This window comes from Anoxybacillus tepidamans PS2 (assembly GCF_000620165.1).
Lineage (GTDB): Bacteria > Bacillota > Bacilli > Bacillales > Anoxybacillaceae > Anoxybacteroides > Anoxybacteroides tepidamans_A.
Window position 1 is genome coordinate 68,696 of record NZ_JHVN01000004.1, and the last position, 23,269, is coordinate 91,964.

Below are 23,269 nucleotides of genomic sequence, written 5' to 3' on the forward strand. Positions count from 1 at the left end.
ATCGAAACGGATGTAGTTAGTGATTAGCTGGAAGGAGAATGAAATAATGGAACAAAAAGGATTACGTGTAGCGGTTGTCGGAGCCACTGGAGCAGTTGGGCAGCAAATGATTGAAACATTAGAAAAAAGAGATTTTCCGATTGCAACGTTAACGCTGTTATCGTCGGAACGTTCAGCGGGCAAAAAAGTAATGTTTAAAGGGCAAGAAATTGAAGTGCAAGTGGCCAAACCGGAAAGTTTTGCCGGGGTGGATGTCGCCCTTTTCAGCGCGGGAGGAGCCGTGTCAAAAGCGCTTGCTCCGGAAGCGGTGAAGCGCGGTGCGATTGTTGTTGATAACACAAGCGCGTTCCGCATGGATGAGAATGTGCCGCTCGTTGTACCTGAGGTGAACGAGGATGATTTAAAATGGCATAACGGCATCATTGCCAACCCGAACTGCTCGACGATTCAAATGGTCGTAGCTCTCGAGCCAATTCGCCAAGCATTTGGATTGAAAAAAGTCATCGTATCGACATATCAGGCAGTTTCTGGGGCTGGAGCGCAAGCGATTGAGGAGTTAAAGGAACAGGCGAAAGCGATTCTTGCAGGAGAAGCTTTCACCCCTGAGATTTTACCGGTCAAATCGGATCGCAAACATTATCAAATTGCGTTTAATGCGATTCCGCAGATTGATAAATTCCAAGACAATGGCTTTACATTTGAAGAAATGAAAATGATAAATGAAACGAAAAAAATTATGCACATGCCTGAGTTGGCTGTTGCAGCGACATGTGTGCGCATTCCGGTAATGACAGGACATTCCGAATCGGTATACATCGAGGTCGAGAAAGAAGGAGTCAGCGCCGAAGATATTAAGAACATTTTAAGAGAAGCGCCAGGCGTCGTCTTGCAAGATGATCCAAGCGAACAATTGTATCCGATGCCAGCGGACTGCGTGGGTAAAAACGATGTATTTGTCGGCCGCATCCGCAAAGATTTAGATTGTGATCAAGCGTTTCATTTATGGATTGTATCGGATAATCTATTAAAGGGAGCGGCATGGAATTCTGTACAAATTGCAGAAAGTCTATTGAAATTAGGACTTGTTAAATAAGGTGAGAGGGAACACCGGGGTGTTAACATGAAAATTATTGTTCAAAAATTTGGCGGTACATCGGTTCGCGATGAACGCGGGCGTGATTGGGCGCGCAAGCATATTGCTAAGGCGCTCGATGAAGGATACAAGGTTGTTGTTGTCGTTTCAGCTATGGGGCGCAATGGAGAGCCTTATGCGACAGATACGCTTTTAAGCTTAATAGGTGGAAATGACACATATGTTAATAAGCGCGAGCAAGACTTATTGATGGCTTGCGGGGAAATCATTTCGAGCGTCGTGTTTACGAATATATTAAACAAACACGGCATCAAGGCGACGGCGCTTACAGGGGCGCAAGCCGGGTTTTGCACAACTAATGATTACACGAATGCTAAAATTGTTGAGATGCGTTGCGAACGTTTGCTCAACATGTTAGAGGAATACGATGTTGTCGTTGTCGCTGGATTTCAAGGAGCGACAAAGGATGGTGACATTACAACGCTTGGACGCGGCGGCAGCGATACCTCTGCTGCCGCTTTAGGTGCGGCTCTTAATGCGGAGTGGGTCGACATTTTTACTGATGTCGAAGGAGTGATGACAGCCGACCCACGCATTGTAGAGAATGCTCGTCCGCTTGACGTTGTCACATATACAGAAATTTGCAATATGGCATACCAGGGAGCAAAAGTCATTCACCCGCGAGCGGTTGAGATTGCGATGCAGGCAAAAATTCCGTTGCGGGTTCGCTCGACGTATTCCGATTCCCTAGGAACGCTCGTTACATCTAGCATGAAACCGAATAAAGGAAGCGATATTAGGGAACGGCTTGTAACGGGGATCGCTCACGTTGCGAATGTGACACAAATTAAAGTAAAAGCGAAAGAAGGACACTACGAACTGCAGTCGGATGTTTTTAAGGCGATGGCGAACGAAGGCATCAGCGTTGATTTCATTAATATTTCCCCAAATGGCGTCGTGTACACGGTTGCAGGTGAAATGACAGAGCGGGCCATTTCAGCGCTGCATAAGATAGGATATGATCCAACTGTCACAAGGGGATGTGCCAAAGTGTCGGTTGTCGGCGCGGGAATTGCTGGTGTGCCGGGGGTTACGGCGAAGATTGTAACAGCGCTTTCTGAGCAAGGAATTCAAATTTTGCAATCAGCTGATAGCCATACAACCATTTGGGTGCTAGTCAAAGAAGAGGATTTAAAGAAATCCGTTAATGCACTTCATGACGCTTTCCATCTTTCTGAAGAACAACCAGTGAAATATGACAACAAGGAGTGAAAACAGTGGTTTCGTTTGGTAAAGTCGTTACTGCGATGGTAACGCCATTTAATAATAAAGGAAATATCGATTTTGACAAAACGACGCAACTAGTTAACTATTTGCTAGAAAATGGCACTGATTCTCTTGTTGTTGCGGGAACAACTGGGGAATCCCCAACGTTGACAACGGAAGAGAAATTAGCGCTGTTTCGCCATGTTGTTTCGGTTGTGAAAGGCAGAGTTCCTGTCATTGCCGGCACAGGAAGCAACAATACACGCGCCTCAATCGATTTAACGAAAAAAGCGGAGGAAATCGGCGTCGATGCCGTTATGATTGTAGCGCCATATTATAACAAGCCGAACCAAGAGGGCATTTATCAGCATTTTAAGGCCATTGCTGAAAGCACGGAGCTTCCGGTGATGGTATATAACATTCCAGGGCGCTCAGTTATCAATATTGCTGTTGACACAATCGTACGTTTGGCTGAAATTCCAAACATTGTTGCTTTAAAAGATGCGGGCGGCAATCTTGATGCAATGACAGAGGTAATTGCCCGTACAGGTGATGACTTTTTACTATATAGTGGAGACGATGGGCTGACGCTTCCAGTAATGGCGATTGGCGGTGCCGGCATTGTATCTGTTGCTTCCCATGTAATTGGAAATGAGATGCAGGAGATGATTAAGGCGTTTGAAGCAGGGGAGCATACAAAAGCAGCGAAACTTCATCAAAAATTGCTCCCGATCATGAAAGGGTTGTTCGCTGCGCCAAGCCCCGCTCCTGTCAAAACGGCGTTGCAGATGAAAGGGTTAGACGTTGGCTCTGTCCGTCTTCCGCTCGTTCCGTTAACAGAGCAAGAACGCTTGCAACTAATGAATGTGCTTGAAACGCTATAAACGAAAAGGTCAATTCACGGTCATGTGGATTGACCTTTTTTCTTTTACTAATGCGGCATAGGACAAATTGTCTTGTATTTAAAATCTTCCATCAGTTATAATAAAGTCAAGTGACTTTGAGCGGGTTAGTTTGATATTAGGAGGATACACCATTGAGGGCAAAAGTTGAGAAAATACGCGTATTTTCCCTAGGAGGAGTAGGGGAAATCGGAAAAAACATGTATATTATCGAACTCGATGAAGATATTTTTGTGATCGATGCAGGTCTAATGTTTCCAGAAGACGAAATGCTCGGAATCGATAAGGTAATTCCGGATATTTCTTATCTTGTTGAACGGAAGGAACGCATCAAAGCTATTTTTTTAACGCATGGTCATGAGGAGCATATCGGGGCGATTGCTTATGTGCTAAAGAAAATTACCGCTCCGGTATACGGAACAAAACTAACGCTCGGTTTAGCGGCGGAAAAGCTGAAAGAGCACGGAGTAAACACCGATGCGCCGTTTATTGAAATCCATTCCGATTCGGAAGTCGTTTTTGAGAAGGCTACAGTGACATTTTTCCGAACGATTCACAGCATTCCAGACTCTGTCGGTATCAGCTTCCGTACGTCGCAAGGGGCGATTGTGTACACAGGAGACTTTAAATTTGATCAAACCCCATATGGCGCAAATCGTGCCGATTTAGGGAAAATGGCGCAAATCGGCGAGCAAGGGGTACTATGTTTATTGTCGGACAGTACAAACGCGGAAAAACCGGGATACACAGGCTCTGATACGGATGTTGCTGAGGAAATTTCCGATGTTGTCTACAATGCAAGGGGCAGAGTCATCGCTGCTTGCTATGCGTCAAATATTACAAGAATTCAGCAAGTATTAAATGCAGCTCAATACCATGGACGGAAAGTAGCCATCGTTGGGAAGAGCATGCACAAGGTGATGGACGTGGCTGTCCGCTTAGGTTATTTGCACCTGCCGGAAAAGACGATCATTTCCATCCAAGATATTGAACGATATGAAGATCGAGAGCTTCTTATATTAACGACAGGAGGCCATGGGGAACCGATGGGAGCTCTGGCGCGAATGGCTAAGCAGGCGCATAAACAAGTGAACATCAAAGAGGGAGATACTGTCATTGTTGCTGCTTCGCCAATGCCGGGGCATGAGCTGTTGTTTTTAAAAACGATTGATGCATTATATCGAGCGGGTGCCAATGTCGTTCACAAAAACGTGCATGTGTCCGGCCACGGCTGTCAAGAAGAGTTAAAATTGATGCTTAATTTAATGAAGCCGTATTATTTTGTTCCTGTTCATGGGGAATACCGCATGCAAAAAGCGCACGCGAATCTAGCCAAAGCGGTCGGCATTTCAGAAGAGCGTACTTTTTTATTAGACAAAGGAGAAGTCATTGAGTTTCGCAACGGACAAGCGAAGTTTGGCGGCAAAGTGCCATGTGGAAACATTTTGATTGATGGATTAGGAATTGGCGATGTCGGCAATATTGTCCTACGCGACCGCCGCCTGCTTTCACAAGACGGCATTTTGATTGTCGTTGTGACGTTAAGCAAGGAAGCCAAGAAGATTGTGTCCGGGCCTGAAATCATTTCTCGCGGATTTGTGTATGTAAGAGAATCGGAAATGCTGCTTGATGAAGCAGCAAAAATGGTGACAAATATTGTGAATAAATGTATGCAAGACTACGTAATTGAATGGTCTTCATTAAAGTTGAGTATTCGTGAAGCATTAAATCAATATTTGTTTGAAAAAACAAAACGAAAGCCGATGATTTTGCCAATTATTATGGAAGTTTAATGTGATCATGCTCAAAGTCGAACTAAAAAAGCCGATGGAAGAAGAAATATTCCATCGGCATTTTTATTCTATATGTAGAACATACTAACGATATGATGCAAGAAAGGGGTATGCAAATGGAAAAAGAGCAGTACATAGAGTTTGAATCGGAACAGCAAGAGGAGAAGAAGGAGAAAGTGACAGAAAATATCCAACAGCTCGGTCAAACTAACGTTCCGCAAATGACACAGGATACAAATATTCATTGCCTAACGATTGTAGGGCAAATTGAAGGGCATATTCAACTGCCGCCGCAAAACAAAGCAACAAAATACGAGCATGTTATTCCGCAAATCGTAGCGATTGAGCAAAATCCGAGCATTGAGGGGTTGCTTGTTATTTTAAATACTGTTGGAGGCGATGTGGAGGCGGGACTCGCTATTGCCGAAATGCTCGCTTCTTTATCGAAACCGACCGTTTCCATTGTTTTAGGGGGAGGACATTCGATTGGAGTGCCAATCGCTGTTTCATGCAACTATTCGTTTATCACGGAAACTGCAACAATGACAATCCATCCGATTCGCTTAACAGGGCTTGTTATCGGTGTGCCGCAAACATTCGAATATTTAGATAAAATGCAAGAGCGAGTCGTTCGTTTCGTAACGAAACATTCGAAAATTTCCGAGGAAAAATTTAAGGAATTGATGTTTTCAAAAGGGAACTTAACACGTGATATCGGTACGAACGTTGTTGGACCTGATGCAGTAAGGTACGGGCTGATCGATGAAGTAGGAGGAGTGGCCCAAGCGATGAAAAAGTTGCGCGAACTGATCGAGTGGAAAAAAGATGAAGGGAAGATGCTGCAGTGATTTTATATACCATTATGCCAGAACATCTTATTTTTCCAGCTGCCAGCGATGAGTATGCGAAACAAAAAATCGTTTATTATGATGGTATTCCGTTTCTTGCGCGCGAAACGGAAACGAAAGAATGGGAGATTGTGCGAAATTTGAGCACAAACCCTGCCGATTTTTTAAATCAGAAATATGCGCCAGGTGCGAGGATTTCAATGCCGCAAGCAACATCTTAATGAATTCCTTGTCCGCGCGTGATATAATAAGAACAAACGGAAAAAAGCAGCCAAGGTTGGCTGCTTTTTTCGACATTTCCAGTTTTGTATCGGAGTGAGTAAATATGGCGAAACGCAAGCGACAACAGCAAAAACAAAAAAAAGGTCAAACGTGGAAAACAACCTTTCGTTTTGAGTTGACAGGTCTTGTTATGCTTGCTCTGTCCGTCATCGCGATGGCGCGTCTTGGTTTAGTCGGTAACACGCTCGTGTCATTTGCACGCTTTTTTCTTGGAGAATGGTATATTCTTTTATTGCTCAGCTTGTTTTGTGTGGCGATTTATATCATTTGGAAACGGGCATGGCCTTCTTTGATCAGGCGGTGGCTGATGGGCCTTTATACGCTCGTTACTGCCGTTTTATTATTGAGTCACCAAACGTTATTTCAATTGTTATCGCGCCAGGGAGAATTTCGTGATCCAAGCATTATTCGCACGACGTGGGAGCTTTTTTGGATGGAAATGAAAGGAACATCTTCCCATCCCGATTTGGGCGGGGGGATGATAGGGGCTGTTTTATTCGCTGCAAGCTATCAATTGTTTGATGAGCTAGGAACAAAATGGGTCTCCTTTTTTCTTTTCGTGATAGGGTTCATTTTGATTACAGGCAAATCATTAAATGAGACGGTTGGAAAAGCGGTGGCTTGGCTTGTTTTGTTCATACGCAAACAATGGTATGAGTTTCTTGCAGATATAAAAAATGTAATACATAAAAATAGAACATCCAAACGGCAAGTGATGAAAGAACAGGCAAGTGAACAAGAAGAGGAAACGGAATCGTTAGAAGAAGCGGAGGAAGAAGATGTATCGCCGCCTCCGATTATCTCTGATTTTAGTGTTACACGGGTGAATGAACAGACGGTGGAACAGCCGGTACGGGAGGATGAGGGGGAAGAACAGAATGAACCGATGTCCTTTGTCGAGATGGAGAATACCGATTATCAATTGCCACCACTTGACTTACTGCGCCTTCCAAAGCCAACCCACCAAACGAAAGATCATGCTAACATTTATGCAAATGCTCGAAAGCTTGAAAAAACATTTCAAAGTTTCGGTGTGAAAGCGAAAGTCACACAAGTTCATCTAGGTCCTGCCGTGACAAAATACGAAGTATACCCGGATGTCGGCGTCAAAGTGAGCAAAATCGTGAGCTTAAGCGATGATTTAGCGCTTGCGCTTGCGGCAAAGGATATTCGCATTGAAGCACCAATTCCTGGTAAGTCTGCAATCGGCATCGAAGTGCCAAATGAAGAGATAGCTACTGTTTCGTTGCGTGAGGTGCTGGAAGCGACAGAGCATTATAAACCGGACGCTAAGCTTGTGATTGGTTTAGGAAGGGATATATCTGGGGAAGCGGTGGTCGCAGAACTCAATAAAATGCCTCACCTGTTAGTGGCCGGTGCAACAGGAAGTGGAAAAAGCGTTTGTATTAACGGTATTATAACCAGCTTATTAGTGCGCGCGAAGCCGCATGAGGTAAAAATGATGATGATTGATCCGAAGATGGTGGAATTAAGCGTGTATAACGGCATTCCTCACTTATTAGCGCCTGTTGTCACCGATCCGAAAAAAGCATCGCAGGCGTTGAAAAAAGTCGTTAGCGAAATGGAACGACGGTATGAGTTGTTTTCACATACTGGAACAAGGAATATAGAAGGCTATAATGAGTATATCGAGCGGCACAATCAGCAATCAACCGTGAAACAACCACTTTTGCCTTATATTGTTGTCATTGTTGACGAATTAGCTGATTTAATGATGGTTGCCTCTTCGGATGTCGAAGATTCTATTACCCGACTGGCACAAATGGCTCGGGCGGCAGGAATTCATCTTATTATTGCAACCCAGCGCCCTTCGGTTGATGTCATTACAGGGGTTATTAAGGCGAATATCCCATCGCGCATTGCGTTCAGCGTCTCTTCGCAAACAGACTCGCGCACTATTTTAGATATGGGAGGAGCCGAGAAGCTGCTTGGAAGAGGAGATATGCTATTTTTGCCAATGGGGGCCTCAAAGCCTGTTCGCGTGCAAGGGGCGTTTGTATCGGATGAAGAAGTAGAGGCAGTTGTGCAATTTGTCATTTCACAACAAAAGGCGCAGTATCAAGAAGAAATGATTCCAGCCGATACATCTGATGAAGAGACGGATTTTGACGATGAGCTGTATGAGGAAGCGGTTCAGCTAGTGATTGAGATGCAAAGCGCATCTGTTTCTATGCTGCAACGCCGCTTTCGCATCGGTTACAATCGCGCCGCTAGACTGATTGATGCGATGGAAGCCCGTGGGGTCGTCGGACCTTATGAAGGAAGCAAACCGCGCGCTGTGCTCATTCCGAAAGAAAATGCCAAAACCTCATAACAAACATAGAAAGCAGATCAGCATCGATCTGCTTTTTAACATATCCACCAAGAAGTCTCCCGCCTCTTAAACGGAGTGTAGGTGGGAGAGGTTCATCAGAATAGCATATTGAAACCGTTTTCAAACATCTCTATTGCTTTTTTCGACAATTTTTTTATTCCCTATTTATTTATGAGCAAAAAAGTGTTATATTAATGTCGGTTAGGTCAATTTGTCTTACGTCAGAGGTCTGATATCTGTAAACTATCAAGTGGAGGCTTTTCGAATGTCCATTAAATCAGATAATCGCCATCTATATTTACAAGTGATCGATCGCATCAAACATGATATTGAAACAGGCGTTTACAAGGAAAAGCAAAAGCTCCCGTCCGAATTTGAACTGTCAAAGCAGCTAGGAGTTAGTCGTGCAACGTTGCGTGAAGCGCTTCGTGTGCTAGAAGAAGAGAATGTGATCATCCGGAGGCACGGTGTAGGTACATTTGTGAATGCTAAGCCGCTGTTTACTTCCGGTATTGAGCAGTTAAGCAGTGTCACGGATATGATTAAACAAGCAGGACGGAAGCCGGGAACGATTTTTCTTTCTTCCTCCATTCAAGGTCCAACAGAAGAAGATATCCGCCGTTTTCAATGTTCAGCGCATGAGGAAATTCTTCTTGTAGAGCGGGTACGGACAGCTGACGGTGAGCCGGTTGTATATTGTGTAGATAAAATCCCTTGTAAATACTTGCCTAAAGGCATCTCATACGAGCATGAATCCTTATTTGAAAACTTGCATAATCAAACAAATCATGATATTGCATACGCTGTGGCGCATATTGAACCGCTTGGCTATCATGAGAAAGTGTCACCAACTTTACAATGTGACCCGGAAACAGCATTGCTCGTTTTGAAGCAAATGCACTTTGACAAAAATGATGAACCGATTTTATATTCCATCAACTATTTTAAATCGGACAAGTTTAGTTTCCACGTGCTGCGAAAACGGATTCATTTTTAAAGGGGGTGACACTTAATACATAGAAAAGCGATATGTATTCAATAATAAAAAAGTATACTTTTGTTACTACTTTTTTACTAAGGGGGTAAAAATGATGAAGAAAAAACGCATCGGTCTTGCGCTTTCCCTTGTGTTAGCGGCTGGCACGTTGCTTGGCGGCTGCGGACAAGGAGATAAAGCGGGAGAAAAGAAAGACAATTTCACGGTAGCAATGGTTACGGATGTCGGTGGTATTGACGACAAATCATTCAACCAATCCGCTTGGGAAGGGTTGAAAAAATTTGGCGAAGACAACAACATGAAAAAAGGCAGAGACGGCTATGATTACTTACAATCTCAAAGCGATGCCGACTATGCAACAAACTTGAACAAGCTTGTAAGAAGCGACTTTGACTTAATCTACGGAATCGGATTTTTAATGACGGATGCGGTGACGAAAATCGCTGAGCAAAAACCGAAAAATCACTTTGCGATCGTTGACAGCGTTGTTAAAAAGCCAAACGTAGCAAGCATTACATTCAAAGAGCATGAAGGTTCGTTCCTTGTTGGTGTTGTTGCGGGATTAACAACAAAAACGAACAAAATTGGATTTGTCGGCGGTATGGAAATTCCGTTAATTGAGAAGTTTGAAAGCGGATTCCGCGCAGGCGTTAAAGCGGTAAATCCAAAAGCGACAGTAGAAGTGCAATATGCCGGTGCATTTGACCAAGCAGATAAAGGAAAAGCGATCGCATCAAGCATGTACGCTTCTGGCATTGACGTCATTTATCACGCAGCTGGCGCGACAGGTAACGGTGTGTTCTCTGAAGCGAAAGACTTAAAAACGAAAGATCCAAATCGTGAAATTTGGGTTATCGGCGTTGATAAAGACCAAGCTCCAGAAGGCGTTGTAAAAGTAGGCGGAAAAACGTATAACGTGACATTGACATCAATGGTTAAGCGTGTAGACGTTGCTGTATACGATGTAGCGAAGAAAACAAAAGAGGGACAGTTCCCGGGCGGAAAAGTGCTTGAGTATGGTCTTCCTGAAAATGGTGTGGGAATTGCTCCAACTCAAGACAACATCAAGCCGGAAGTATTAAAAGCTGTTAACGAATGGAAACAAAAAATCATCGACGGCAAAGTAAAAGTGCCAACAACTCGCGATGAGTACAAACAATTTGAGGCGAGCTTAAAGTAAGCCGGGGAATTGAATAAAAAGGCTAGTGTGAACTAGCCTTTTTATTCGCCAAAAATCAATAAATAAAAAGTTACAAAATAGTGTTGTAACTTTTTATTTATTGATTTTAATATGCTCATTTCATAAGAGGAGTGAATCTGTTTGGAATATGTAATTGAAATGCTCAATATCCGAAAGGTATTCGGAAATTTTGTTGCCAATGACAATATTACTCTCCAGCTGAAAAAAGGCGAAATCCATGCCCTTTTAGGAGAGAACGGCGCCGGGAAATCAACGCTCATGAATGTTTTGTTCGGATTATACCAGCCAGATGGCGGAGAAATCCGCGTAAAAGGACAAGCTGTTAAAATTTCGAATCCGAACGTAGCGAACGATCTCGGCATCGGAATGGTGCACCAACATTTTATGCTTGTTGATACATTTACAGTAACCGAAAACATTATTTTAGGAAGCGAGCCGACTAAAGGGGGAAAAATCGATATTAAACGCGCGGAGCAAGAAGTGCGCGAACTGTCAGAACGCTACGGCTTAGCGGTGGATCCGACAGCGAAAATCGCGGATATTTCCGTGGGAATGCAACAACGTGTTGAAATTTTAAAAACGCTATATCGAGGCGCAGACATTTTAATTTTTGACGAGCCGACAGCCGTTCTTACGCCGCAAGAAATTCAGGAATTGATTCAAATTATGAAAGCTCTTGTCCGCGAAGGAAAGTCTATCATTTTAATTACACATAAACTAAAAGAAATTATGGAAGTATGTGACCGCGTAACCGTTATTCGCCGAGGAAAAGGGGTCGGCACGTTAAACGTAGCGGATACGAATCCAAATGAACTTGCATCGCTGATGGTTGGTCGCGAAGTTCATTTCAAAACGGATAAAAAACCAGCCCAACCTGGAAAGGAAGTTCTGGAAATTAAAGATTTAGTTGTCAAAGATGCGCGAGGCGTCACGGTGGTCGATCACTTAAATTTGACAATCCGTGCTGGAGAAATCGTTGGTATTGCTGGGGTGGATGGAAACGGACAAACAGAATTGATCGAGGCCATCACTGGTTTAATAAAGGCAGAATCGGGTTCTATTCTTTTGAACGGTCAAAATATTTTCAATCTGTCGCCGCGAAAAATTACGGAAGCAGGCATCGGCCATATTCCGCAAGACCGTCATAAACACGGGTTAGTTCTTGATTTCCCAATCGGTGAAAATATGGTGTTACAAACGTATTACAAAGAGCCATATTCTAAAGGCGGTGTGTTGAATTTCAAAGCCATTTATGAAAAGGCACGCCAGTTGATCAAAGAGTTTGATGTGCGCACACCAGACGAATATACGGCAGCTCGTGCTCTTTCTGGTGGTAACCAGCAAAAGGCCATCATCGGACGTGAAGTGGATCGCAATCCAGAATTGCTGATCGCGGCGCAACCGACGCGCGGCCTTGATGTTGGCGCTATTGAGTTTATTCATAAACGTTTAATTGAGCAGCGGGACCAAGGAAAAGCGGTGCTTCTTGTTTCATTTGAGTTAGATGAAGTTATGAACGTCAGCGATCGCATTGCGGTGATTTATGAAGGAAAAATTGTTGCAATTGTCGATCCGAAAGAAACTACTGAACAAGAGCTAGGCTTGCTAATGGCAGGAAGTAAACGTAAGGAAGCAGGTGTTTCTTCATGAATTCAAGTCGTTTCACAAATTTTATCATTCCCGTATTTGCGGTGTTGCTCGGCGTTCTCGCTGGCTCCATCGTAATGATTGTGAGCGGATATAATCCAATTGCCGGATACTCGGCTCTTTTATATGGAGCGTTTGGGGACAGCTATTATGTCGGCGAGACGATTCGCCAAACAACGCCTTATATTCTTGCAGGATTAGCGGTGGCGTTTGCGTTTCGGACAGGGCTTTTCAACATTGGCGTAGAAGGGCAATTAATCGTCGGTTGGCTGGCTGCGGTATGGGTCGGCGTTTCGTTCGATTTGCCAAAAGTGATTCATTTGCCGCTTGCAATCTTGGCGGCGGCTGCGGCAGGGGCATTGTGGGCATTGATCCCTGGCTTCTTAAAAGCGCGTTTTAAGGTGCATGAAGTCATTATTACAATCATGATGAACTATATTGCTTTGCATGTAACCAATGCTATCATACGTTCAGTTTTATCAAATCAAGGCTTTAAATCAGCAAAAATTCATGATTCAGCTTCGTTACAATCAGAGTTTCTGCAATCTATTACAGATTACTCAACATTGCACTATGGAATTATTATTGCCTTGATTGGCGCTGTTATGATGTGGTTTTTACTTGAAAAAACGACAAAGGGATATGAACTCCGTGCTGTCGGCTTTAACCAGCACGCTTCGCAATACGCAGGAATGAACGTTCCGCGCAACATTATTTTAGCGATGGTAATCTCCGGAGCGTTCGCTGGAGTAGCCGGGGCTATGGAGGGGCTTGGAACGTTCGGCAATATTTCTGTTAAGGCTGGGTTTACAGGAATTGGATTTGATGGCATTGCTGTTGCTTTAATCGGAAGCAACAATGCATTCGGCATCATTTTGTCGGCGCTTTTATTCGGCGCTTTAAAGGTTGGAGCGCTTGAAATGCCGTCAAGTGCAGACGTGCCAACAGAGCTTGTCGATATTGTGATCGCATTAATTATCTTCTTTGTTGCGTCTAGCTATTTAATTCGTTTACTATTATCTCGTTTTAAAAAGGAGGGAAAATAAGTGGGCGTTTATGAAATGTTGCAAATTATTGTGCCTTCAGCGATTTTCTTTGCTGCTCCACTTATTTTCACTGCGCTTGGCGGTGTATTCAGCGAGCGTTCCGGTGTGGTTAACATCGGCTTGGAAGGTTTAATGGTAATAGGAGCATTTACGAGCGTTGTTTTTAACTTAACGTTTGCCGATCGATTTGGCGAATGGACCCCTTGGCTTGCACTTGTTGCTGCAATGGTTGTGGGAGCTATCTTTTCGCTTCTTCACGCGGTCGCTTCTATTACGTTTCGCGCCGATCAGGTCGTCAGCGGGGTAGCGATTAACTTTTTAGCGATCGGTTTGTCGCTGTTTTTAGTAAAAAAAATGTACGGCAAAGGCCAAACAGATCAAATTCAAATCGGTTTTGATAAAATTGACGTTCCTATCTTAAGTCATATTCCGATTATCGGTCCATTATTTTTCTCGAACGGTTACATTCCATCTTATATTGCCATCGCTTTAGCATTTGTTGTATGGTACATTTTATTTAAAACGCCGTTTGGATTGCGGTTGCGCGCAGTTGGCGAGCATCCGATGGCCGCGGATACAATGGGAATTAATGTTGCGAGAATGCGATATATTGCTGTTATGATTAGCGGTGCGCTCGGCGGTGTCGGCGGGGCGGTATACGCTACTATTATTTCTCGCGACTTTAGCCATGCGACGATTTCCGGGCACGGTTTTATGGCTCTTGCAGCGATGATTTTCGGAAAATGGCATCCGCTTGGGGCGATGGGAGCTGCTCTTTTCTTTGGACTTGCGCAAAGTTTAAGCATTGTTGGTCAAACGATCCCATTCTTAAAAAATGTTCCAACAGTTTATTTGCTAATCGCACCGTATGTGTTAACGATTCTTGCTTTAGCAGGGTTTATTGGCCGCGCTGATGCGCCAAAAGCATTAGGAACGCCGTATGTGAAAGGAAAACGCTAATTACTCGATTAAAAAGAACTCGGCATGCCGAGTTCTTTTTTTGTTTGTTATTTGCATTTTGTTTTGGTGAAAATGTATATTGTTGATAAGGCTTAAACGATGCAGGGAAAACGAATCCAAAACGAAGAGGAGGAATTTTTTTGATTTGTGAAAACATCACAACGATGCCAGGCTTTCGCGCCCATTTCATTCCAACGGACAAATACAAAACAAATACGCTTGTCTTAAAAATGAAGGCGCCCCTATCAAAAGAAGCTGTTACGTTGCGTGCGCTTTTGCCTTACGTACTTCAAAGCGGAACGAAAACACACCCGAGTATGAAGGCAATCAGAACGTATTTAGATGAGCTATACGGGGCGACTTTAAATGTCGATCTAACAAAAAAAGGGGAGTATCATATCATTACAATTCGGCTTGATATCGCCAATGAAAAATTTTTAAAAGAGCAGCCGTCTTTACTTAACAAAGCGGTTCAATTGTTAAGCGAGGTTGTGCTTGAGCCTGCTCTTGAAAACGGAGCTTTTGTTTCGCGAATTGTTGAGCAAGAGAAACGAGCATTAAAGCAACGAATTCAATCGGTATACGACGATAAAATGCGCTATGCCAATTTGCGGCTTGTTGAGGAAATGTGCAAAAATGAGCCGTATGCCCTTCATACAAACGGGCAGCTTGAAGATGTAGATGCGATTACTCCTGAAAGCTTGTTTGCCTATTATGAAAAAACTCTGCAAGAGGATGAAATTGATTTGTATATTATTGGAGATATTGACGAGGCAAGCACATTGGAGATCGTCAAATCGCATTTTCAGTTTCCAGATCGTCAAGACCGCACAAAGGTACAGCTATCTACCGAGCAGAAGACGATTGCAAATGTTCAAGAAGTTGTCGAAAGACAGGATATAAAACAAGGAAAGCTTAATATGGGCTACCGAACCTATATTACTTATGATGATGACGATTATTACGCTTTGCAAGTGTTTAACGGCATATTTGGCGGCTTTTCACACTCCAAACTGTTTATTAATGTTCGGGAAAAAGCAAGCCTCGCCTACTATGCGGCTTCTCGGTTAGAAAGCCACAAAGGATTATTGATGGTCATGTCGGGAATTGAACCGGCGAATTATGAAAAGGCTGTTCAAATTATTCATGATCAAATGAAAGCGATGAAGCAAGGGGATTTTACAGACGAGGAAATGACGCAAACGAAGGCGGTCATTCGCAATCAACTGCTTGAAACACTTGATACGCCTAGGGGGCTTGTTGAGGTGCTGTATCACAATGTCCTTTCCGAACGAAGACGTCCCATTGACGAGTGGCTTTCAGGAACAGACGGCGTATCACGCGAAGATGTTATTCGTGTTGCGAGTCGCATCCAACTCGACACGATTTATTTCCTGACCGGAATGGAGGAAGTGAAGTCATGAAGAAAATTGTATATGAACAACTCCAGGAGCAGCTGTATTATGAAAAAATGCCAAACGGTTTAGACGTATACATTTTACCAAAGAAAGCGTTTAACAAAACGTACGCAACATTTACAACCAAGTACGGATCAGTGGATAACCAATTTGTTCCAATGGGGAAAACAGAAATGAAGCGTGTACCAGACGGAATTGCCCATTTTCTTGAGCATAAGCTGTTTGAAAAAGAAGATGGAGATGTATTTCAACAATTCAGCAAACAAGGCGCCTCGGCTAACGCTTTTACGTCTTTTACACGAACAGCCTATTTATTTTCAAGCACTGCGAATGTGGAAAAAAATTTAGAGACATTAATCGATTTTGTGCAAACACCGTATTTCTCAGACAAGACGGTCGAAAAGGAAAAAGGGATCATCGGCCAAGAAATTCGTATGTATGATGACAATCCAGATTGGCGTGTATACTTTGGGTTGATTGAAAGTATGTACGAACAACATCCTGTCAAAATTGATATTGCTGGCACGATCGAGTCGATTTCTCACATTACGAAAGAGTTGTTATATGAGTGTTATCAAACATTTTATCATCCGAGCAATATGTTGTTGTTTATTGTTGGTCCAGTGAATGAAGAAGCGATAATGGAGCAAATTCGCAACAACCAAGCGAAAAAAACATTTCCGCCATCCTCTGCTATTAAACGTTTTACTTATAACGAACAAGAAGAGGTGGCAAAGGAAAAACAAGTGATTCCAATGCACGTGCAAACGAGTAAATGCGTGCTTGGCATCAAAGCGAAAAACGTGAGTCAAAAAGGAAAAGAAAAATTGAAACATGAATTAGCAATGAACGTATTACTCGATTATTTGTTTGGAAAAAGTTCACCGCACTATGAACGTTTATATGAGCTCGGGCTCATTGATGAAACGTTTGCTTACGACTACACAGAGGAAGAGCAATTTGGGTTTGCAATGATCGGCGGCGATACGGGCGATCCGGAACGACTTGCGGAAGAAATAAAACAAATTATATTGGCGTTTCATGATTCGGAGATTACAGAAACAGATCTAGAAAGGGTAAAAAAGAAAAAAATCGGGGCGTTTTTACGCTCTCTCAACTCTCCTGAATATATTGCCAACCAATTCACCAGATATGCGTTTTATGAAATGAGCTTGTTTGATGTTGTTTCAATGTTGGAAGCATTAACAGTCAACGATTTAATGGAAGTGGCGCGTGAGTGTTTTCATGAGTCACAACTTGCCGTGTGCCAAGTCATTCCAAAAAGATAAACAGGAAAAGCATCCTTTTTGTAAAGGATGCTTTTTTAGGGGGAATAGAGATGAATTATGCATTAATTACGGGAGCGAGCGGAGGAATCGGATCAAGCATTGCCCGTCAGTTAGCTTGCGACGGGTATGGCTTATTTTTACACTACAACAAAAATAAAGAACGAGTTGAAGCATTGCAAAAGGAATTAAGTGTCTATACAACAGCTGTTCAGGCTGACTTATCGGAGCCAAATGGAGCGGACATGCTTTTAGAACAAATTGATCGGCCGATTGATGTCATTGTTCATAATTGCGGCAACAGTTATTACGGGCTTATTACTGATATGAGCGATGGACTTGTGCAGAAAATGGTGCAGCTTCATGTAACAAGCCCGATTTTGTTGACGAAAAAGCTCCTTCCGTCAATGATTAAGAAAAAAAGCGGAAACATTATAGTTGTCTCATCGATTTGGGGGCTAACGGGGGCTTCTTGCGAGGTGGTCTATTCAATGGTGAAGGGAGGACAAAACGCGTTTGTTAAGGCTTTAGCTAAAGAATTAGCGCCGAGCGGCATCCGCGTCAATGCTGTGGCGCCGGGGGCGATTCGCACAGAGATGTTGCAAACATTTAGTGAAGATGAGTTGCAAAGCATAGCGGACGATATTCCGTTAGGAAGAATTGGCGAACCAAGAGAGGTGGCCAAAACGGTATCGTTTTTGCTTTCCGAAGCGGCTTCCTACATTACGGGGCAAATTATTAATGTCAACGGTGGATGGTATTGCTAATTATTGAGTATATTTTCGAATGAAGTAGACAAACTATTGGTGAAACTGAATAGAGGAGGGAAAGCTCAATGTCTGTACTCGATAATTTTGAACAATGGAAAGATTTTTTAGGCGAACGCCTTGAACAAGCGAAGCAACAAGGGCTTAGCGAACAAGTAGTTTCAGATGTCGCTTATCAAATTGGCGACTATTTAGCCAAACAAGTAGATCCAAAAAATCCTGAGGAACGTGTTCTTGCCGATTTGTGGAGCGTAGCAGATGAAGAGGAGCAGCACGCTATTGCCAACATGATGGTCAAACTAGTGCAAAAAAAATAAGAGAGGAGCCTTCCTCTCTTTTTTTATGGACGCAAGTTTGTTTCATGCCCTTTCCTGTTGCGTTTCTTATTGATATTATAGTAGTATGAATTTATCATATGATGCTTGTCTCCTTAAGCTCGATGGGAGGAAAATGGGATGGGGAAGCAGGAATGGTATTTAGAATATGAAATCCATATTAATCGTCCAGGATTGCTAGGAGACATTTCATCCCTTTTAGGGATGCTGTCGATTAATATCGTCACGATCAACGGCGTTGACGATTCGCGGCGCGGCATGCTCCTTCGTTGCGATAATAACGAACAGATTGAGCGGCTTGCTTCTATTTTACGAACGATGGATAATATAACTATTACGAAGTTAAGGCAGCCGAAATTGTTGGACCGTTTAGCGGTTAGGCACGGTCGTTACATTCAGCGCGATGCAGACGATAAAAAAACATTTCGTTTTGTCCGGGACGAGCTCGGTTTACTTGTCGATTTTATGGCGGAAATTTTTAAGCAGGAAGGGCATAAGCTCATCGGCATTCGCGGCATGCCCCGTGTCGGCAAAACAGAGTCCATCGTTGCGGCGAGTGTTTGTGCCAACAAGCGTTGGTTATTCGTTTCTTCTACGTTAATCAAACAGACTGTACGAAGTCAGCTTATTGAAGATGAGTACAGTGAAAACAATATTTTTATCATTGATGGAATCGTATCGACACGCCGTTCCAACGAACGCCATTGGCAGCTTATTCGCGAGCTCATGCGTCTTGAGGCAACGAAAGTGGTAGAGCACCCAGATATTTTCGTGCGCCATACGGAATATACGCTCGATGACTTTGACTGCATTATCGAATTGCGCAATGATCCCTCTGAAGAAATTACATATGATGTTGTTGATCAACAAACGTTGTTCTCGCACGACGGATTTTCAGACTTTGATTTTTAACAAAAAGGTGGAAGGTGTTATCGTTGACAGAATTAGGTAAACGATTAAAAGAGGCGAGAGAAACTAAAAAGATTAGTTTGGATGAATTGCAACATATCACTAAAATTCAAAAACGTTATTTAATTGGTATTGAAGAAGGCAATTATACGATTATGCCAGGAAACTTTTATGTGCGCGCTTTTATTAAGCAATATGCAGAAGCGGTAGGGCTTGATCCGGAAGAGATTTTTCACGAGTATGCGCATGAGATTCCTTCATCGCAGCAAGAGGAGGTGTCTGATCAGCTTTCCCGCGTTAAAAGTAGACAGCGGCTTTCATTGAAACACGACAAATGGCTTGCGCTGTTTCCGAAGCTGCTTATAGCTGCTGTTATTGTAGGGGTAGCGGTGATTCTTTGGATGTTTTTGCAACGCGACGGTCAGAAGGAACAGTCAGAGCAGCCAATCAATACTCAAGCCACAGAGGTGGAACGTTCAAAGAACTCTCCATTAGACAAAGCGGCGAAAGCTGAAAAAGAAAAACAGAAGCAGCAAAAAGAGGAAACGAAAAACAAAAAGGAAGGCGAGACAGCTTCTAAGCCAATATTCACCGTTAAGGAGACGAAGGGAAATACGTCCACGATTGAAGTGACAGCTGATCAGCTAAAGCTTGAGGCGACGTCTAAAGGAGCGTCTTGGTTCGAAGTATTTAATGGAAAAGGCCATTCTTTTTATAAAGGTACCTTAAGGAATGGACAAACACAGACTTTCGATCTGTCGGCCGAGTCTGAAGTTTTTATGAAAATCGGTCGAACGCTCGATGTGGACGTGAAGATCAACGGCCAGCCGCTTACATACCCGATCGATCCGAAAGAAGAAGTATATCAAAAAATCAAAATTGTATTAAAGAAACCATAAGTCATCTATTTTACTAGATGACTTTTACATGTTTAGCAGCGGAGGTATTGAGGGTGAATTTACCGAATAAAATTACAGTAGCACGCATTATGTTAATTCCTCTTTTCTTAATTGTTATGCTAGTCCGTTTCGATTGGGGAACGATTAGCTTAGGAACAAAATCAATGCCAGTTTCCCATCTTGTCGGCGCCATCATTTTTATTATTGCGTCGGCAACGGACTGGATCGACGGATATTATGCGCGTAAATATCAATTAGTGACGAATCTAGGAAAGTTTTTAGACCCACTTGCAGATAAATTGCTCGTGTCAGCGGCTCTTATTGTTTTGGTCGAGTTGCATTATGCTCCGTCATGGATGGTCATCGTCATCATCAGCCGCGAATTTGCCGTTACGGGGCTTCGTCTTGTATTGGCCGGAGAAGGGGAAGTAGTGGCCGCTAACATGCTTGGAAAAATAAAAACATGGACGCAAATCGTGGCAATTTCCGCTCTTCTGCTTCATAACTGGCCGTTTGCTTTTCTCTCTTTCCCGTTTGCAAAGGTCGCTCTTTGGGTGGCGGTGATCTTTACAATTTGGTCTGGATGGGATTATTTTGCGAAAAATAAGCACGCTTTTTTACATTCGAAGTAGCGGGGGCAAAAGGAGGGGCCGTGATTGAACGCGGAAATTATTGCAGTCGGTTCAGAGTTGTTGCTTGGACAAATCGCTAATACGAACGCGCAATTTTTGTCGCAGCAGCTAGCCGAATTGGGGATTAATGTTTACTTCCATACCGTCGTCGGCGACAATGTATCAAGGCTTGAACAGGCGGTCCAGACCGCGCAAACGCGGGCCAATTTGATCATTTTTACTGGAGGGCTCGGTCCGACGAAGGACGATTTGACGAAAGAAACGATTGCGCGCATGTTGCAGCGCGAACTTGTCATAGACGAAGCCGCGCTCCGGTCGATTGAAGATTATTTTAGCCGTACGAAACGAATCATGACAGAAAACAATAAAAAGCAAGCTCTTGTATTAAAAGGGGCTGAAGTGTTAAAAAACGATTTTGGAATGGCTCCTGGCATGGCGTTGACGATCGGTGATGTGACTTATATGCTTCTTCCTGGGCCGCCGAAAGAGATGAAGCCCATGTTTATCAACTACGGCCGACCGTTTCTTCTGAACAAACTTGAGCGACGCGAGCGCATTGAGTCGAAGGTGCTGCGCTTTTTTGGGATAGGGGAATCGCAGCTTGAGACCGAAATTGAAGACTTGATTGATCAACAATCGAATCCTACTATTGCTCCGCTCGCGGGGGATGGGGAGGTCACATTGCGGCTTACGGCGAAACATGAATCCCTCGTAGAAGCAAAAAAGCTGTTGGATGAGACGGAAGCGTTGATTGTTCGCCGTGTCGGCAAGTACTTGTACGGATACAACGACGACACGTTGTTTTCTAAGGTCATCGAACAACTAAAAAAGCATGGCAAGACGATTGCTGCCGCGGAAAGCTTAACAGGAGGACGATTTACAGCTGAGCTGACAGCGATTGCTGGTGCTTCGCAAGTCGTCAAAGGCGGTGTTGTTTGCTATGCCAATGATATAAAGGAGCGAGTTCTTTCTGTTCCTGCCTCCGTCCTAAAAACAGAGGGAGCGGTGAGTGAACAATGCGCCAAATTGTTGGCAGAACATGTTCGTGCATTACAAGGTTCGGATATCGGCATTAGCTTTACGGGAGTGGCAGGGCCCGATTCTATCGAAGGAAAGCCAGTCGGTACGGTGTACATCGGTTTGGCAATTGAAGGTCGGGATACGGCGGTATATCCTTTGACGCTGAGCGGCGACCGGGAAACGATACGAACACGCACGGTGAAATACGGTTGTTTTACTATTTTGAAAGCATTGGCAGCTGCCATGTAAGCAGCTGCTTTTTCTTATCCTTTGTTTTCCCATGTTTCCAGCAAAAATGAAGAAAAAAACGAATGAACGTTCGATTTTTTTCTTGGCAAAGCTATTAAAAAGCGCTATATTATTAAGTAGGTAATAAACAAGGAGGAATGATTAGTGAACCAAGATCGCCAAGCCGCCTTAGAGCAGGCGCTAAAACAAATTGAAAAGCAGTTTGGCAAAGGATCCATTATGAAGCTGGGAGAGCAAACAGACCGGCAAATTTCTACCGTTTCAAGCGGCTCCCTCGCACTTGATATCGCATTAGGTGTCGGGGGCTATCCGCGCGGGCGAATCATCGAAATTTATGGGCCTGAATCTTCCGGTAAAACAACCGTTGCGCTCCATGCGATTGCAGAAGTGCAAAAGCTAGGTGGACAAGCGGCTTTCATCGACGCGGAACATGCGCTTGATCCAATCTATGCACAAAAATTAGGCGTAAACATTGACGAATTGTTGCTTTCTCAACCGGACACAGGGGAGCAAGCGCTTGAGATCGCTGAGGCGCTTGTCCGAAGCGGCGCAGTTGATATCATCGTTATCGATTCGGTAGCGGCGCTTGTGCCGAAAGCAGAAATTGAAGGCGATATGGGAGATGCCCATGTCGGTTTGCAGGCGCGTTTAATGTCGCAAGCGTTGCGTAAGCTTTCCGGAGCGATTAACAAATCGAAGACGATTGCAATCTTTATCAACCAAATTCGTGAAAAAGTAGGGGTTATGTTTGGAAACCCAGAAACAACTCCAGGCGGCCGTGCCTTGAAGTTTTACGCGTCTGTCCGTTTAGAAGTGCGCCGTGCCGAACAAATTAAACAAGGCAACGATATGGTCGGAAATAAAACGAAAATTAAAGTGGTAAAAAATAAAGTCGCTCCTCCGTTTAAGACAGCGGATGTCGATATTATGTACGGAGAAGGAATTTCCCGTGAGGGTGAAATTATCGATATGGCGTCAGAGCTTGACATCGTTCAAAAGAGCGGTTCTTGGTATTCATATAATGATGAACGACTTGGCCAAGGACGCGAAAATGCGAAACAATTCTTAAAAGAAAATCCGCAAATCATGGAAGAGATCGCTCAAGAAATCCGCAAATATTACGGTGTCGACAGTTCGATGTCAAACGGCAATTTGTCGGTGGACCAACAGGAAGAATTAGGCTTTTTTGACGAATAATTTCCTAGAAAAAGGGACAGATGCACATCTGTCCCTTTTTGTTTTTGAAACATTCTGTCATATTACCGTGCTTATTATCTTGACAACAAATCTTACCACCTTTAAAATGAACATGTATATTTTACAAAAAAAACAGTAACAGTCCGCGTTTCATTATCAAAATGAAACGGTCTGAATCGGACAATTA

General features: G+C 43.5%; 21 protein-coding genes. All 21 read left to right on the forward strand.

All coding sequences use genetic code 11. The features are described from left to right. The first annotated feature begins 46 nt into the window (after positions 1-46). The gene (gene asd / locus N667_RS0106030; protein WP_027408739.1) at positions 47-1,093 is read left to right on the forward strand and encodes an aspartate-semialdehyde dehydrogenase; all 1,047 of its coding nucleotides are present in this window, start codon (positions 47-49) and stop codon (positions 1,091-1,093) included. A 27-nt stretch (positions 1,094-1,120) separates the two neighbouring features. After that, positions 1,121-2,365: an aspartate kinase gene (gene dapG, locus N667_RS0106035; protein ID WP_027408740.1), complete on the forward strand. Its 1,245-nt coding sequence runs from the start codon at positions 1,121-1,123 to the stop codon at positions 2,363-2,365. A gap of 5 nt (positions 2,366-2,370) precedes the next feature. Next, complete coding sequence (gene dapA / locus N667_RS0106040; protein ID WP_027408741.1) at positions 2,371-3,243, forward strand: 4-hydroxy-tetrahydrodipicolinate synthase; 873 nt, start codon at positions 2,371-2,373, stop codon at positions 3,241-3,243. Between the two features lie 152 nt (positions 3,244-3,395). Continuing rightward, a complete protein-coding gene (locus N667_RS0106045; RefSeq protein ID WP_027408742.1) occupies positions 3,396-5,054 on the forward strand; it encodes a ribonuclease J in 1,659 nt (552 codons plus the stop codon). Positions 5,055-5,170: 116 nt separating this feature from the next. Further along, the gene (locus N667_RS0106050) at positions 5,171-5,902 is read left to right on the forward strand and encodes a ClpP family protease (protein WP_027408743.1); all 732 of its coding nucleotides are present in this window, start codon (positions 5,171-5,173) and stop codon (positions 5,900-5,902) included. Further along, positions 5,899-6,123: a YlzJ-like family protein gene (locus N667_RS0106055; protein WP_027408744.1), complete on the forward strand. Its 225-nt coding sequence runs from the start codon at positions 5,899-5,901 to the stop codon at positions 6,121-6,123. The genes N667_RS0106050 and N667_RS0106055 overlap by 4 nt, the downstream gene beginning before the upstream one ends. A gap of 104 nt (positions 6,124-6,227) precedes the next feature. Then, complete coding sequence (locus tag N667_RS0106060) at positions 6,228-8,519, forward strand: DNA translocase FtsK (RefSeq protein WP_027408745.1); 2,292 nt, start codon at positions 6,228-6,230, stop codon at positions 8,517-8,519. A gap of 265 nt (positions 8,520-8,784) precedes the next feature. Beyond that, positions 8,785-9,516, forward strand: a complete 732-nt coding sequence (locus tag N667_RS0106065) for a GntR family transcriptional regulator (protein WP_027408746.1) — start codon at positions 8,785-8,787, stop codon at positions 9,514-9,516. Between the two features lie 94 nt (positions 9,517-9,610). Further along, entirely contained in the window at positions 9,611-10,696 is a 1,086-nt protein-coding gene (locus N667_RS0106070) for a BMP family protein (RefSeq protein ID WP_027408747.1), read from the forward strand. 141 nt (positions 10,697-10,837) lie between these two features. After that, positions 10,838-12,367: an ABC transporter ATP-binding protein gene (locus N667_RS0106075; protein WP_027408748.1), complete on the forward strand. Its 1,530-nt coding sequence runs from the start codon at positions 10,838-10,840 to the stop codon at positions 12,365-12,367. Next, positions 12,364-13,410: an ABC transporter permease gene (locus N667_RS0106080; protein ID WP_027408749.1), complete on the forward strand. Its 1,047-nt coding sequence runs from the start codon at positions 12,364-12,366 to the stop codon at positions 13,408-13,410. The genes N667_RS0106075 and N667_RS0106080 overlap by 4 nt, the downstream gene beginning before the upstream one ends. Next, positions 13,411-14,370: an ABC transporter permease gene (locus tag N667_RS0106085; protein WP_027408750.1), complete on the forward strand. Its 960-nt coding sequence runs from the start codon at positions 13,411-13,413 to the stop codon at positions 14,368-14,370. Between the two features lie 164 nt (positions 14,371-14,534). After that, entirely contained in the window at positions 14,535-15,794 is a 1,260-nt protein-coding gene (gene yfmF / locus N667_RS0106090; protein ID WP_156936093.1) for an EF-P 5-aminopentanol modification-associated protein YfmF, read from the forward strand. Then, positions 15,791-17,077, forward strand: coding sequence for an EF-P 5-aminopentanol modification-associated protein YfmH (gene yfmH, locus N667_RS0106095; protein ID WP_027408752.1), 1,287 nt, complete (start codon positions 15,791-15,793; stop codon positions 17,075-17,077). Before yfmF ends, yfmH begins: the two co-directional genes overlap by 4 nt. A gap of 50 nt (positions 17,078-17,127) precedes the next feature. Continuing rightward, complete coding sequence (gene ymfI / locus N667_RS0106100) at positions 17,128-17,841, forward strand: elongation factor P 5-aminopentanone reductase (protein ID WP_027408753.1); 714 nt, start codon at positions 17,128-17,130, stop codon at positions 17,839-17,841. A gap of 68 nt (positions 17,842-17,909) precedes the next feature. Beyond that, the gene (locus tag N667_RS0106105; protein WP_027408754.1) at positions 17,910-18,158 is read left to right on the forward strand and encodes a DUF3243 domain-containing protein; all 249 of its coding nucleotides are present in this window, start codon (positions 17,910-17,912) and stop codon (positions 18,156-18,158) included. 138 nt (positions 18,159-18,296) lie between these two features. Further along, a complete protein-coding gene (locus tag N667_RS0106110) occupies positions 18,297-19,088 on the forward strand; it encodes a DUF3388 domain-containing protein (RefSeq protein WP_027408755.1) in 792 nt (263 codons plus the stop codon). A gap of 23 nt (positions 19,089-19,111) precedes the next feature. Next, entirely contained in the window at positions 19,112-19,984 is an 873-nt protein-coding gene (locus N667_RS0106115) for a helix-turn-helix domain-containing protein (RefSeq protein ID WP_027408756.1), read from the forward strand. 53 nt (positions 19,985-20,037) lie between these two features. Beyond that, positions 20,038-20,616: a CDP-diacylglycerol--glycerol-3-phosphate 3-phosphatidyltransferase gene (gene pgsA, locus N667_RS0106120; RefSeq protein ID WP_027408757.1), complete on the forward strand. Its 579-nt coding sequence runs from the start codon at positions 20,038-20,040 to the stop codon at positions 20,614-20,616. A 24-nt stretch (positions 20,617-20,640) separates the two neighbouring features. Next, the gene (locus N667_RS0106125; protein WP_027408758.1) at positions 20,641-21,885 is read left to right on the forward strand and encodes a competence/damage-inducible protein A; all 1,245 of its coding nucleotides are present in this window, start codon (positions 20,641-20,643) and stop codon (positions 21,883-21,885) included. 144 nt (positions 21,886-22,029) lie between these two features. Next, on the forward strand, positions 22,030-23,082 hold the full coding sequence (recA, locus tag N667_RS0106130) for a recombinase RecA (protein ID WP_027408759.1): 1,053 nt from the start codon (positions 22,030-22,032) through the stop codon (positions 23,080-23,082). Positions 23,083-23,269: the final 187 nt, after the last annotated feature.